General features: G+C 69.0%; 13 protein-coding genes and 1 tRNA gene. 4 read left to right on the forward strand and 10 right to left on the reverse strand.

What is annotated here, in order from left to right; translation table 11 throughout:
* Positions 1-66 precede the first annotated feature (66 nt).
* Positions 67-1044: a substrate-binding domain-containing protein gene (locus MFF55_RS11745; RefSeq protein ID WP_238244274.1), complete on the forward strand. Its 978-nt coding sequence runs from the start codon at positions 67-69 to the stop codon at positions 1042-1044.
* A gap of 3 nt (positions 1045-1047) precedes the next feature.
* Here the strand turns inward: MFF55_RS11745 and MFF55_RS11750 are convergent, their stop codons facing one another.
* The 9 genes from MFF55_RS11750 to MFF55_RS11790 form a co-directional block, all read right to left on the reverse strand.
* Positions 1048-1776: an amino acid ABC transporter ATP-binding protein gene (locus tag MFF55_RS11750; RefSeq protein WP_238244356.1), complete on the reverse strand. Its 729-nt coding sequence runs from the start codon at positions 1774-1776 to the stop codon at positions 1048-1050.
* 45 nt (positions 1777-1821) lie between these two features.
* On the reverse strand, positions 1822-2514 hold the full coding sequence (locus tag MFF55_RS11755) for an amino acid ABC transporter permease (RefSeq protein ID WP_238244275.1): 693 nt from the start codon (positions 2512-2514) through the stop codon (positions 1822-1824).
* Between the two features lie 63 nt (positions 2515-2577).
* On the reverse strand, positions 2578-3300 hold the full coding sequence (locus MFF55_RS11760) for an amino acid ABC transporter permease (protein WP_238244276.1): 723 nt from the start codon (positions 3298-3300) through the stop codon (positions 2578-2580).
* An 88-nt stretch (positions 3301-3388) separates the two neighbouring features.
* A complete protein-coding gene (locus tag MFF55_RS11765; RefSeq protein WP_238244277.1) occupies positions 3389-4321 on the reverse strand; it encodes an amino acid ABC transporter substrate-binding protein in 933 nt (310 codons plus the stop codon).
* A gap of 427 nt (positions 4322-4748) precedes the next feature.
* Positions 4749-5366, reverse strand: a complete 618-nt coding sequence (eda, locus tag MFF55_RS11770) for a bifunctional 4-hydroxy-2-oxoglutarate aldolase/2-dehydro-3-deoxy-phosphogluconate aldolase (RefSeq protein ID WP_238244278.1) — start codon at positions 5364-5366, stop codon at positions 4749-4751.
* 170 nt (positions 5367-5536) lie between these two features.
* Complete coding sequence (gene edd / locus MFF55_RS11775; RefSeq protein ID WP_238244279.1) at positions 5537-7360, reverse strand: phosphogluconate dehydratase; 1824 nt, start codon at positions 7358-7360, stop codon at positions 5537-5539.
* Positions 7361-7575: 215 nt separating this feature from the next.
* Positions 7576-7650 (reverse strand) — tRNA-Gly (locus tag MFF55_RS11780).
* A 125-nt stretch (positions 7651-7775) separates the two neighbouring features.
* Positions 7776-8243: an NUDIX domain-containing protein gene (locus MFF55_RS11785; RefSeq protein ID WP_238244280.1), complete on the reverse strand. Its 468-nt coding sequence runs from the start codon at positions 8241-8243 to the stop codon at positions 7776-7778.
* A 5-nt stretch (positions 8244-8248) separates the two neighbouring features.
* Positions 8249-8947: a fumarylacetoacetate hydrolase family protein gene (locus MFF55_RS11790; protein ID WP_238244281.1), complete on the reverse strand. Its 699-nt coding sequence runs from the start codon at positions 8945-8947 to the stop codon at positions 8249-8251.
* 124 nt (positions 8948-9071) lie between these two features.
* Here MFF55_RS11790 and MFF55_RS11795 point away from each other — a divergent pair, with 124 nt between their 5' ends.
* From MFF55_RS11795 to MFF55_RS11805, 3 genes are all read left to right on the forward strand, one after another.
* On the forward strand, positions 9072-10526 hold the full coding sequence (locus MFF55_RS11795) for an FAD-binding oxidoreductase (protein ID WP_238244282.1): 1455 nt from the start codon (positions 9072-9074) through the stop codon (positions 10524-10526).
* Between the two features lie 269 nt (positions 10527-10795).
* Positions 10796-11089: a DUF2218 domain-containing protein gene (locus MFF55_RS11800; RefSeq protein WP_238244283.1), complete on the forward strand. Its 294-nt coding sequence runs from the start codon at positions 10796-10798 to the stop codon at positions 11087-11089.
* 54 nt (positions 11090-11143) lie between these two features.
* Positions 11144-12406 (forward strand): aminopeptidase, encoded by a 1263-nt coding sequence (locus MFF55_RS11805; protein WP_238244284.1) that lies wholly within the window; start codon positions 11144-11146, stop codon positions 12404-12406.
* A 446-nt stretch (positions 12407-12852) separates the two neighbouring features.
* Here the strand turns inward: MFF55_RS11805 and MFF55_RS11810 are convergent, their stop codons facing one another.
* Positions 12853-13836 (reverse strand): lipid A biosynthesis lauroyl acyltransferase, encoded by a 984-nt coding sequence (locus MFF55_RS11810; RefSeq protein WP_238244285.1) that lies wholly within the window; start codon positions 13834-13836, stop codon positions 12853-12855.
* Positions 13837-13857 lie beyond the last annotated feature (21 nt).

Consider the following 13857-nt stretch of genomic DNA (forward strand, 5'->3'; position numbering starts at 1 on the left):
GGGTGACCGCCGTTCCGGCCACATGCTATGTGCAGGCCATCCAGTTCAATAGGCATCGCGTTGCATATGCACTCTGTCCTGCAGTTCAGCGGCGTCCTGCACGTCGCCGGCGGCGAGATCGCGATCGCACCGGCCTTGGCGCTCTTGGACGCCTTGGCCGAGGAAGGGTCCGTCCAGGGCGCGGCCCGCGGCGTGGGAATTTCGTACCGTTCGGCCTGGGGCCGCATCGCGGCCTTGGAGAAGACCCTCGGCAGAGCCGTCACGGTCAAGACCAAGGGGCACGGCAGCGTGCTGACCGCCTTCGGGGCGGAATTCGCGGTGGCGCTGCGCGTCACGGCGGAGCGCTGCCAGGCGCTGCTCGACGCGGAGGCGCCGGTCCTCGATGCCAGGCTCGCCGCCCTGCTCCCCACGCCCGCGCCGCTACTACGCTTCGCCGTGAGCAACGACGCCCTGCTGATGCAGGCGCTGGCCGGCCACGCGGTCGCGATCCTCGGCAGCACGGACGCGGTCGCCCGCCTCGCTGCCGGCGCCGTCGAGGTCGCGGGTTTCCATTTCGGGAGTCATCAGGCGGAGCCGGGCTCGGTCTTCGCCGCGCTGTTCGAGGACCTGACCCTGCACATCCGCCCCGCCTTCCGGCGCGAGCAGGGACTGATGGTCGCCCCCGGCAACCCGCTCGGCATCCGCTCCGTCGCCGATCTCCCGCCGCGCCGGGCCCGCTTCGTCAACCGGCAGGCGGGCGCGGGGACCAGGATCTGGTTCGACCGGCTCTGCGCGCAGGCCGGCATCCGCCCCAAGACGATCCTCGGCTACGAGACGGAGGAGTTCACGCATCAGGCCGTGGCCGCCCTGATCGCCTCGGGTGCCGCAGATACCGGCATGGGAACGCGGGCTGCAGCGGAGCGCTTCGGCCTCAGCTTCCTGCCGCTAGGGGAAGAGACCTACTTCCTCGCGCAGCGAAGGGCGGAAGATCCCTCACGCCTCGAAGCGATCCTTGAGGACCTGGCGCGGCGGGCGGGCGAGACGTGCGGCTACGCCCCGCCCTGAGGCTCAATGCGCCAGGATCTTGGACAGGAAGGTCTGGGCGCGGTCCGAGCGGGGCTTGTCGAAGAAATCGTCCTTGGTCGCGTCCTCGACGATCTCGCCGCGGTCCATGAAGACGACGCGGTTGGCGACCTTGCGGGCGAAGCCCATCTCGTGGGTCACCACCATCATGGTCATTCCCTCGCGGGCGAGATTGACCATCACGTCCAGCACCTCGCCGACCATCTCCGGGTCGAGGGCGGAGGTGGGCTCGTCGAACAGCATCACGATCGGATCCATGGACAGCGCCCGGGCGATCGCCACGCGCTGCTGCTGGCCGCCCGAGAGCTGGCCCGGATACTTGTGAGCGTGGGCGGAGAGGCCGACCCGGTCGAGGAGCTTGAGGCCGCGGGTCCGCGCATCCTCGTTCGAGCGGCCGAGCACCTTGCGCTGCCCGAGCGTCAGGTTGTCGGTGATCGACAGGTGCGGGAACAGCTCGAAATGCTGGAACACCATGCCCACCCGCGAGCGGAGCTTGGGCAGGTTGGTGCCCTTGGCCTGGACGCCGATGCCATCGACCGTGATCGACCCCTTCTGGATCGGCTCCAGGGCGTTCACGGTCTTGATCAGGGTCGACTTGCCTGAGCCCGAGGGCCCGCAGACCACCACCACCTCACCCTTGGTGACCTGCGTGGTGCAATCCTTCAGAACCTGCACCGGCCCGTACCATTTGCTGATGCTGTCGATGGAGATCATCGGCTTCACGGCGGCCGGCGCGGCGGTGGCGGACATGGCTGATCCTCAGCGGATGATGGCGATGCGGCGCTGCAGGCGCCGAACGAGGGTCGAGGCGACGATGCAGATCAGGAGGTAGATGACGGCCGCGAACAGGTACATCTCGACGAGGCGGCCGTCGCGCTGTGCCACCTTGGAGGCCGCGCCGAGGAAGTCGGTCAGCGAGATGACGTAGACGAGCGAGGTGTCCTGGAAGAGCACGATCGTCTGCGTCAGCAGCAGCGGCAGCATGTTCCGGAAGGCCTGGGGCAGGACGACGGTCGCCATCGTCTGCCGGTAATTGAGTCCGATCGCCTGAGCCGCAGCGGTCTGCCCCTTCGGGATCGCCTGGATGCCGGCCCGCATGATCTCGGAGAAATAGGCCGCCTCGAACAGTGTGAAGGTGACGAGCGCCGAGGTGAAGGCACCGACCGAGATGGGCGCGGACGCCCCCGTCAGCCACTGGCCCATGTAGGGGACGAGGAAGTAGAACCAGAAGATCACGAGCACCAGCGGCAGCGATCGCATGACGTTGACGTAGGCCTTGGCCGGCCAGGCCAGCACGGCGATGCCCGACAGCCGCATCAGCGCGAGCAGCGTCCCGATCACTATGCCGCCGGACGCCGCGAGCGCCGTCAGGGTCAGGGTGAAGACCATGCCCGTGCCGAACAGGTAGGGCAGCGAGGAGAGGATGACCTTGAGGTCGAAATCCGAGAACATCGGCCGCCTAGTTCCGTGCGCTTGAGGCTTGGGGGACCGTCGGGTGGCGGAACGGCATATCGATCACCGTGATCCCGGCACCGCGACGCGGCGCTCGAGCAGGCCCGACAGGGTCACGACGACGAGGCTGATCAGCAGGTAGATCACGGTCGCGGCCGTGAAGGCCTCGAACACCTGCGAGGAGAATTCCTGCATGGAGCGGGCCCGGGCCGTGAGTTCGAGCAGGCCGATGGTGAGCGCCACCGAGGTGTTCTTCATGTTGTTGAGGAACTCGGAGGTCAGCGGCGGCAGGATGATGCGGTAGGCGTTGGGCAGGAGCACGTAGCGGTAGGTCTGCGCCGTGGTGAGACCCAGCGCCGTGCCGGCCATCCGCTGGCCGCGCGCCAGGGTCTCGATGCCGGTGCGCACCTGCTCGGCGACGCGGGAGGCGGTGAAGAAGCCGAGGCACACCACCGCCGTGTAGAAGGAGGCGTTGGGCAGCTGCTTCAGCCAGTCGCCCCAGGCCTGCGGCAGGATCTCGGGCACCACCGAGTACCAGAGGAACATCTGCACCAGCAGAGGGATGTTGCGGAACAATTCGACGTAGCCGGTGCCGATCGCGTTCGCGAGCTTGCTCGGCAGGGTCCGCATCACGCCGATGATCGAGCCCAGCGCGAAGGCGATGATCCAGGAGCAGAGCGCGGTGGCCAGCGTCCAGAGCAGCCCCGACAGGAGCATGTCGGCATAGGTTCCGACGCCCTCGGGCGAGGGATCGAAGAAGACACCCCAGTTCCAGTTGTAGTTCATCGGCGGCGGGTTCTTCGGATGCGGGGAAGCGGGGTCAAGGAAGCTTAAAGCCGCCCCGGCCAGTGGCGGGAGCGGCTTCGGGGTCTCGTCAGTAGGCGGCCGGGTCGGCGCTGTCGCTCGGGTTGGCGAAGGCTTTCACCATCGCCTCGCTCATCGGCAGGTTCAGGTTGATGCCGCGCGGCGGGATCGGCTTCGTGAACCACTTCTCGTAGAGCGCCTTGCCCTCGGGGCTCTTGTAGATCGCCGCGGTGGCGGCATCGACGACCTTCTTGAAGGGTTCGTCGTCCTTGCGCAGCATGATCCCGTAGGGCTCGGGCGCCGAGATCGCCTCGGAGGAGATCGCGTAGGCGGCGGGATCCTTGGAGCCGGCGGCCAGCGAGGCGAGCAGCACGTCGTCCATGACGAAGGCGACGGCGCGGCCGGTCTCGACCATCAGGAAGGCTTCGGCGTGATCCTTGGCCGGCAGGATGGTCAGGCCGAGGCTCTTGGCCGTGTTGACCTCGTTGATCTGACGGATGTTGGTGGTGCCCGAGGTCGAGACGACGGTCTTGCCCTTCAGGTCCTCGACCTTGTCGAGCTTGGACGACTTCTTCGAAACGAAGCGGGTCGCGGTCAGGAAGTGGGTGTTGGTGAAGGCGACCTGCTTCTGGCGGTCGAGGTTGTTGGTGGTCGAGCCGCATTCGAGGTCGACGGTACCGTTGGCGATCAGCGGGATGCGCGTCGCCGAGGTTACCGGGTTCAGCTTCACCTCGAAGTTGGTCAGCTTCAGGTGCGCCTTCACGGCCTCGGCGACCTTCTGGCAGATCTCGAAGGCGTAGCCCGTCGGCTTCTGGTCCCCGTCGAGGTAGGAGAACGGTACCGAGGAGTCGCGGTAGGCGATGGTGATCGCGCCGGTGTCCTTGACCTTCTTCAGAGTGCCCGTCAGCTCCTGGGCGCCGGCGGTCGACACGGTGATCAGGGTAGAAATGCCTAAGAAGGTCGCGGCGAACGTGCGGATTGATCGCTGGTGGCTCGGATGCATAGGACGCCTCGGTTCTGGTGACGGGTTCGCCACTGGGGCATTCGGTCTTGCCGGCGACAACTTAGCAGGGGCGCACGGCTCCGCAATGGAGCGCAGGGCCCTGTCCCACGTTTCGCGAAAGACGTCGCGGGTCGGCGCCGAGAGGAATAGTCGGGCGTGATGCCGCCGGGTTGGCAGGGACACGTGAGCAGGCGGCAAGCTTCGCTCCGAGATCATGCCGATGGGCCGGCAGGCTGAGAACAAGCGGTCGCGCATGCCGCGCCGCTGAGAAGAAGAGGGGCGAATACCGTGCCAAGTCGATCCGTCCGGCGCGGAGCAGCGCCGCTGCGGTCACAGCAATCTCGGCCGATGTGGCAGAACCGCACCACCCGGCGCGAATGCCCGTGGCATCCCATGGGCCGAGACCAGCGGGGCGATGTGCGGAGGCTCAGGCGGGACGAAGTTTGGCTGCCGCCTGCGCGAGGTGACGGATGGCGTCGGGCTGCGGATGACCGGCCGGCACAACCCAGCTTCCGCCGACGCAGAGGACCGGCTTCAGCGCCAGCCAGTCCGGCGCGGTCACCTCGGTGATGCCGCCGGTGGGGCAGAAGCGGACCTGCCCGAAGGGACCCGCCAGCGCCTTCAGAGCCTTGATCCCGCCGGAGGACTCGGCGGGAAAGAACTTGAAGCGGTCGAGGCCGAAATCGAGGCCGCGCATGATGTCGGCGGCCGTGGCCACGCCGGGCAGGTAGGGGATGCCGCTGGCGATCGCCGCCTCGGTGAGCGGCCGCGTCAGGCCCGGGCTCACGATGAACTTCGCGCCCGCACCGATCGCGGCATCGAGATCCTTGACGTTGAGCACCGTTCCGGCGCCGACCACCGCGCCTTCGACCCGCGACATCGCCCGGATCACGTCGAGGGCCGCCGGCGTCCGCAGGGTCACTTCGAGCGCCGTGAGACCGCCCTCCACCAGGGCGCGGGCGATCGGCTCGGCATCGCGGACATCCTCGACGACGAGGACCGGGATCACGGGGACGGAGCGCATCAGCGCGTCGATGCTGGTCATGAAGGGTTCCTCGCCGAGGGAGTCGCTGGAACAGCCTCTCAGAAAAAAGCTCTTCCCTCCCCCATGTAGGGAGGGATCGAGGGCGGGGGTGGTTCCGCCTGGCTCAGTTGAGGGTCACCCAGCCCACCCCACCTCCAACCCCTCCCCACGAGGGGGAGGAGAGACGCAAACTAAAGCCCCGCGGCCGCCAGCATGGCGGAGGCGCCCTGCTCGGCGCCGTCCGCGCCGTGGCGCATGAAGGCGAAGAGCTCGCGGCCGGTGCCGGAGGCCGCAGGCGGCGCAGCCGCCTCGTCGCGCGAGGCCCAATCCTCCGGATCGACCAGCACTTCGAGCGAGCCCTCCTCGGCGCTGAGCCGCACGATGTCGCCGTCGCGGATGCGGGCGAGCGGGCCGCCGCCCAGGGCCTCGGGGCTCAGATGGATCGCGGCCGGCACCTTGCCCGAGGCGCCCGACATCCGCCCGTCGGTGACGAGCGCCACGCGATGGCCCCGATCCTGGAGGACGCCGAGCTGCGGCGTCAGCTTATGCAGCTCGGGCATGCCGTTGGCCCGCGGTCCCTGGAAGCGCACCACGACGACGACGTCGCGCTCCAATTCGCCTGCCTTGAAGGCCGCCATGACCTCGTCCTGATCGTCGAAGACGCGAGCCGGAGCTTCGACCGTCCACCGGACGGGATCGACGGCGCTCGTCTTGAAGGTCGCCCGTCCGAGATTGCCCTTGACGAGGCGCATGCCTCCGTCCGGCTGGAAAGGGTTCTCCGGCGAGCGCAGGATGGTCTCGTCGAGGGGCGCCGCCGGCGCCTCCTCGAAGACGAGGTCCTCGCCCGGCAGCTTGGGGTCGCGGGCGTGATCGCGCAGGCGGGTGCCCCCGACCGTCAGGATGTCGTCGTGCAGGAGCCCGGCATCGATCAGGCTGGCGATGACGTAGGACATGCCGCCCGCCGCGTGGAAGTGGTTCACGTCTCCGGAGCCGTTGGGGTAGACGCGGGCGATCATCGGCACCACCGCCGAGAGCCGGTCGAAATCCTCCCAATCGAGGAGGATGCCCGCCGCCCGGGCGATCGCCGGCAGGTGGATCGCGTGGTTGGTCGAGCCGCCCGTGGCGAGCAAGCCCACGACCGCGTTGACGATCGCCTTCTCGTCGACGCAGCGGCCCAGCGGCCTGTAATCGTTGCCAGACCACCCGATCTCGGCGAGCCGGTGCACGGCAGCGCGCGTCACCGCTTGGCGCAGCTTGGTGCCTGGGTTGATGAAGGAGGCGCCGGGCATGTGCAGGCCCATCACGTCCATCATCATCTGGTTGGAATTGGCGGTGCCGTAGAAGGTGCAGGTCCCCGCTCCGTGATAGGAGGCGGACTCGGATTCGAGCAGTTCCTCGCGCCCGACCTTGCCCTCCGCGTAGAGCTGGCGGATGCGCTGCTTCTCCTTGTTGGCAAGTCCCGAGGGCATGGGGCCGGCCGGGATCAGGATCATCGGCAGGTGGCCGAAGCGCAGCGCGCCGATGAGCAGGCCCGGCACGATCTTGTCGCAGATGCCGAGCAGCGCCGCGCCGTCGAACATGCCGTGGCTGAGCGCCACCGCGGTCGAGAGCGCGATGGTGTCGCGGGAGAACAGAGACAGCTCCATGCCGCGCTGGCCCTGCGTGACCCCGTCGCACATGGCCGGCACGCCGCCCGCGACCTGGGCGGTCGCGCCGACCTCCCGGGCAAAGAGCTTGATCTGCTCGGGATAGCGTCCGTAGGGCTGATGGGCCGAGAGCATGTCGTTGTAGGCCGTGACGATGCCGATGTTCATCGAACGCCCGGCCTTGATCGCCGGCTTGTCCTCGCCCGCCGCGGCGAAGCCGTGGGCCAGGTTGCCGCAATTCAGCATCGGGCGATGGACGCCGGATTCCCGCTCCCGCGCGATCAGGTCGAGATAGGCCCGGCGCGACTCGCGGGACCGCGCGACGATGCGATTGGTGACGGCGGCGATCTCGGAACGGATCTCGGTCATGCGGAGCCCTCAAGCTCGTGTCATCCCGCCGATCGACCGGCCGCTATCAGGTAGCGAAGACGGCCGGCGCTCGGCCGGGCGTTGCATTCGGGTATGTCGGTCCGGCGCGGGGCCAATCAATGGCCGCATCGCGCCCGAGCAGGTTTCGAGCCACGAGACGCGAAACGAAAAAACCGCCTCGCGGCGGTTCCTCGTTCATCACATCCGGGCGATATTGGAGCGGGCGAAGGGATTCGAACCCTCGACCCCAACCTTGGCAAGGTTGTGCTCTACCCCTGAGCTACACCCGCTCACAGCCGCGCCGCCTGCCCCGAGAAGGCCCGGCGGTCCCGGACGGCGCTCTCTAAACACCATTCCGCCGGCCCTTGCAAGCGCGATCGGGCGGCTTCTTGAGCCGGCGAGGCGTCGCCCGTCCCTACCAGAGCGTGGCCGGCGGCAGACCTTCCCGGATCTCGCGCAGGCGTTCGCGCGTGGCACGGGTCGTTCCCTCGGGCAGGCTCTCGAGGGCGAAGAAACCGCATTCGGCGATCTCGCGATCCGGCAGCTTGGGACGGAGAACCGAGAAGGTAGTCGTGCGGTAGAGCGCGACGTGGTCGCGGCCGGCGGCCGCGGCGTTGTGGTAGAACCCGTGCAGCTGAAGGCTCGCGGGGTCGACGGCGATCTCGGCCTCCTCGCGGAACTCCCGGGCCATGGCCTCGGGCGCGTTCTCGCCGCCGTCGACGCCGCCGCCCGGCAGGTGCCAGCCGCCCACGTAGGTGTGGCGGACGAGGCAGATCCGGCCCTCCGCGTCGAAGGCCGCGCCGCGGACGCCCAGCGTCATGCCACGCGCGGCGAGCGCCCCGAGGTGGAACAGGCGCCGCAGGAGCGGCCGGTCGAAGAGCATCCGGCTCAGACCACCGCCAGGGTGATGGCGCCGAGCCCCGCGATCTCCGCTCGCATGGTCTGCCCGCGCCGGACGGGCCCCACGCCCGAAGGCGTTCCGGTGAAGATGACGTCGCCGGGCTGGAGCTCGAAATAGGTGGAGAGCAGCGCGATCTGCTCGGAAACCGACCAGATCATGTCGGAGAGGTCGCCTTGCTGCCGCGTCTCGCCGTCGACGGAGAGCGTGATCGCGCCCTTCGCCACGTGACCGATCGTCTCGGCACGGTGCAGGGGCCCGACCGGCCCCGAGCCGTCGGCGGCCTTGCCGAGGTCCCAAGGACGCGACAGGCGCTTGGCCTCGTCCTGCAGGTCGCGTCGGGTCATGTCGAGGCCGATGGCGTAGCCGTAGACATGCTCGAGGGCGCCCTCCGCCGGGATGTCGCGCCCGCCGCGGCCCAGCGCCGCCACGAGCTCGACCTCGAAATGGTAGTTCTCGGTGCGCGGCGGATAGACATGCTCGGCCGTCTCCGAGCCCGCCACGACCTGCAGGGCATCCGCCGGCTTCATGAAGAAGAACGGCGGCTCGCGGTCCGGATCGGACCCCATTTCGCGGGCGTGGGCCGCATAGTTGCGGCCGATGCAATAGACGCGACGCACCGGAAAGAGGTCGTCGCTTCCGACGATTGGCAGAGCCACCCGAGGCGGATTGGGAATGACGGACAGCACGTGAGAAACCCCTCCTCGAACCCCTAAGGCCAAGGGCCGGGGTGATCCGCCCTGCAAAGTCAGGGCCGCACCCCCTATCATAGGGGTCGCGCCCACGATCCCGCCACCTTCGAAATGCCAGCCCATGACACAGCACGACGCGGCGCCCGCCCTCCTCGCTACCCTCGCCGAGCGGTTGGGCACGGCGCATGTCCTCACGAGTCCTGAGGACTTGGCGCCCCACCTCGTCGAGTGGCGGGGCCTCTACAAGGGCAGCGCGCTCGCCCTGGTACGCCCGGCCGACACCGCCGAGGTCGCCTTCGCGGTCGCGGCCTGCGCGCAGGCCGGCGTGCCCGTCGTCGCGCATGGGGGCAATACGGGGCTCGTCGGCGGCGGGGTACCGACCGGCGGCATCGTCCTGTCGCTGACCCGCCTGTCAGACATTCGCGCCATCGATCCCGTCAACGCCACGATCACCGTGGAGGCCGGCGCGATCCTGGCCGACGTGCAGGCGGCGGCCGACGCCGCGGGGATGCACTTTCCCCTCTCGCTCGCCTCCGAGGGCTCCTGCCGGATCGGCGGCAATCTCGCGACCAATGCCGGCGGCACCGGCGTTCTGGCCTATGGTAACGCCCGCGACCTCGTGCTCGGCCTGGAGGTTGTGCTCGCCGACGGGAGGGTCTGGGACGGCCTCAAGGGCCTGCGCAAGGACAATGCCGGCTACGACCTCAAGCACCTGTTCATCGGCGCGGAGGGGACACTCGGCATCATCACCGGCGCCGTGCTGAAGCTCTTCCCGAAGCCCGTCTCACGCAGCGTGGGCTTCGTCGGGCTCGCCTCGCCCCGGGCGGCGCTCGCCCTGTTCGAGCGCCTCCGGGCCGCCGCCGGACCGAGCCTCACCGCCTTCGAGTTCCTGCCCCGCTTCGGACTCGAGATCGTCCTGAAGCACCTCTCCGGCGCGCTGCCGCCGCTCGCGGGCGCCCATGGCTGCTACGCGCTGGTCGAGATCTCCACGGCACGGCCTGGCGCCGACACGGCATCCGACCTCGAGACCATGCTGGGTGAAGCCCTGGAAGAGGGGCTCGCCGAGGACGCGACCATCGCCGCGAGCGAGGCGCAAAACGCGGCCCTGTGGGCGCTGCGCGAAAACCTCTCCGACGTCCAGAGCCTGGAGGGCGGCTCGATCAAGCACGACGTCTCCGTCCCGCTCTCGCGCCTCGCGGATTTCCTGGAGACGGCGACAGCGGCCTGCGAGGCGGCCATGCCGGGCCTCCGGGTCTGCGCCTTCGGGCATTTCGGCGACGGCAACGTCCATTTCAACCTGAGCCAGCCCCTCGGCATGGACAAGGCCGCCTTCCTCGCCGAGTGGGGACGCTTCAACCGGATCGTCCACGACATCGTCCACGGTATGGGCGGCTCGATCGCGGCGGAACATGGCATCGGCCTGATCAAGCGCGACGAGCTGGGGCTCTACGGCGACCCGGTCGGCCTCGACCTGATGCGCCGGATCAAGGCGGCCCTCGACCCCCACGACATCCTCAATCCGGGAAAGGTCGTCGCGCTCTCCGCCAACCCGCCCGCCGCGCTCCCAGCAGGCTGAGGAAACCGCGATCCGACCAGAAGACTTGTTTCGCCGGGTATTGTGCAACGCACAAAACCGCGCGAGGATGTGGGACGCGCAGGGCTGGAATCGGTCGGATCGTTCCGACGAACGGGCCGTCCGCGCCGCCGATGCGTGGGAGCAAGACCGTGCGTTATCCGCGCCTTAACCATTCCAGCGCTTCTTTCGAGGGCGGCGGCCAGGCGTTTCGCGATGCGGCGAAACCGGCCTCGCTGCCAGCGGACCGCGCGTAACGGAGACTTGAAGCGATGCCGACCTCCCAGGCCCGGGTGCCCACGGCGGAAGCGAGCCGCTATCTCAAACAGCTCTGCCGGCACTGGAGCCACAAGTTCCCGGTCGAGGCCAGCGACGATCACGGCGGCGTCCCCTTCGGCGAGGACCGGGTCTGCACCTTCGAGGCGGAGCCCGACGCCCTGCTGATGCGGGTCGCGACGCCCGATCCGGCCGCCCTCACCCGCCTCGAGAACGTGGTCTCGGATCACCTGATGCGCTTCGCCTTCCGCGAGAATCTCGGCGAGATCCGCTGGTCGCGCGCCGCTTGACCTGACCCGCCCGGGAGCGATCTTGCAGGAACGCAGGATCGGGAAGGCACCGGGATGAATGGACTGGCACGGATCGACGCAATCCCCTCGCACGACGAGCGGCTCGCCCGGCTTGCCGAGGTGGCGGTGCGGGTCGGGCTCGGCCTGAGGCCGGGTCAGGAACTCGTGATGACGGCACCGCTGGAGTCGGTCGCCCTCGCCCGGGCGATCACGGCAGAAGCCTACAGGGCCGGCGCCTCGCTCGTGACCACGCTGTTCTCGGACGACGTCGCGACGCTCGCCCGCTTCGCTCACGCTCCGGACGACGCCTTCGACAAGGCCGCGGGCTGGCTCTACGCCGGCATGGCGGAGGCCTTCCGCAACGGCGCGGCGCGGCTCGCGATCTCCGGCGATGATCCCTCGCTCCTCGCAGGCCAGGATACGGGCAAGGTGGCGCGTGCTAACCGTGCCCGCTCCAAGGCCTATGTGCCCGCGCTCGAGCTGATCGCGAACTTCGCCACGAACTGGACGATTGTCTCGGCCGCGACGGTGCCTTGGGCGCGGGCCGTGTTTCCGGGCGAGCCGGACGACATCGCGCTCGCCCGCCTCTGGGACGCGATCTTCTCCGCGTCACGGGTGAACGGACCCGATCCGGTCGGAGAATGGGAGGCGCACAATGCCGCCCTTCACGCCCGCATGGGCAAGCTGAACGCCCACCGCTTTGCGGCCCTGCGCTTCCGGGGCCCGGACACAGACCTGACGGTGGGGCTCGCCGACGACCACGAATGGTGCGGCGGCGCCTCGACCGCCCGCAACGGCATCACCTGCAACGCCAACATCCCGACCGAGGAGGTCTTCACCACGCCCCACAAGGCGCGGGTGCACGGTCATGTGGCCAGCACCAAGCCGCTCTCCTACCAGGGCACGCTCATCGAGGGCATTCGCGTCCGGTTCGAGGAGGGACGCATCGTCGAGGCCTCTGCCCGCGCCGGCGAGGAGGTTCTTTCCCGCGTGCTCGACACCGACGAGGGCGCACGCCGCCTCGGCGAGGTCGCCCTGGTGCCGGCCTCCTCCGCGATCTCGGCCTCGGGCCTCCTGTTCTACAACACCCTCTACGACGAGAACGCCGCCAGCCACATCGCGCTCGGTCAAGCCTACAGCAAGTGTTTTCGCGATGGCGGCGCGGGCTTGAGCGAGGACGACTTGGCCGCTCGGGGGGCCAACCGGAGCCTGATCCACATCGACTGGATGATCGGCTCAGCCGAGGTCGACGTCGACGGGCTGACCGCCGAGGGCGAAGCTGTGCCCGTGATGCGCGCCGGCGAGTGGGTGGGGTAAACCGGCCTCCATCCTCTCTCGCGGAGACTACTGGATTCACACACCGGTGTCTGACGGCGCTGTCGCAGCCGGTCGAAGCGCGGGTCCCCTCGCCTGGAAGGAGAGGGACAGGGTGAGGTGTGTGAGTTTTCCAGAGAAGGCGCCCTTCCTCGGACGGGTGGAGCGCAGCGTAACCCGATCCGGGGCCCAGCGCGGGAAGCCGCGAAGCGGCCGAACCTTGGCGCTATCCATGGAGAGCCGCTGCCGCGGCTGGTCATTGGCTGGATCCCGGACCGCCTTCCGCTGACGCTCCAGGCGTCCGGGAAAGGGCGGCGGAGATCGGGTGATCCGTCCAGAGAGGTCCCACACCTCACCCCAACCCTCTCCTTCCAGGAGAGGGAGCCCACTTGCGCCTCCCGCGATCGTTCGACCAACGATGTGTAAATCCGTAGCCTATGGAAGAGGGGTCAGCGCGCACCGACGACGGTCGTCGCACGCTCCGATTTTGGCTTCGGCTTCACCTTCGGCAGCATGTTCGGCCGCCAGCGGCGGTGCATCCAGAGCCACTGGCCCGGGTTCTCGCGCACCCAATCCTCGATGACCCGCGTCATCGCCTGCATCGCACCCTGCACGTCGATCTCGCCCTTGGCGTCGCGCGGCAGGTCGAGGGGCGGCGTCAGTTCCAGGCGAAAGCGGGCATCCGGGCGGCGGATCACGCGTACGCCATGAACGGGGCACTCGTAGTGCCGCGCGAGCTTGCCGAGCAGCGGGTTCACCAGCACCGGCCGCCCGAAGAACTCGACGACGACGCCTCGGGTGAAGTGCTGGTCGATGAGCTGCCCGAGATGGCCGCCGCGCTCGACCACGCCCTGCATCGAGAACACCGCGCCCTGCCCCGACGCGGCGAGACCGCCCATCGTCTCGCGGCGCACCTCCTGCACGAGGCGGGCGACCGCGAGGTCGTTCGGCGGGCGGAAGATCGCGGTGGCATCGAGGCCGTACTTCGCCGCGCAGATCGCGGGCAACTCCCAGTTCGCGAGATGCGCCGAGAAGATGAGGCCGGGCTTCCCGTCGTCGCGCAGCGCCTCGAAATGCTCGACGCCCTCGACCTCCATGCGCTGGCTCGCAGGGTCGGTCTCGCTGAGATCGAACAGCGTGTTCAGGTGCGCGTATTCGGCGCCGGTGCGGCCGAGATTGTCCCACGCCTCGCGGGCGAGGGCCTGAACCCGGTCCTCTCCAAATTCCGGATAGGCCGCGCGCAGGTTCGCCGTCGCGGTGCGATGCGCCGGGAGCCAGGGCCCGATCCGGCGGGTGATCCCTCCACCGATCCGGCTCGCCCGCTCGGTGCCAAGCCGCCGGGCCAGCCAGAACAGGCCGCGGATCAGGGGGATCATCGCGAGCCCCGCGATCCGGGGCAGGTGTCGGTTGAGGATCAGGGCAAGGCGGAGCAAGGGGGTCTCGCGACGGCGCGC

Origin of the sequence: Methylobacterium iners, from assembly GCF_022179305.1 — a bacterium.
In the GTDB taxonomy this organism is placed as follows: Bacteria; Pseudomonadota; Alphaproteobacteria; order Rhizobiales; family Beijerinckiaceae; genus Methylobacterium; species Methylobacterium iners.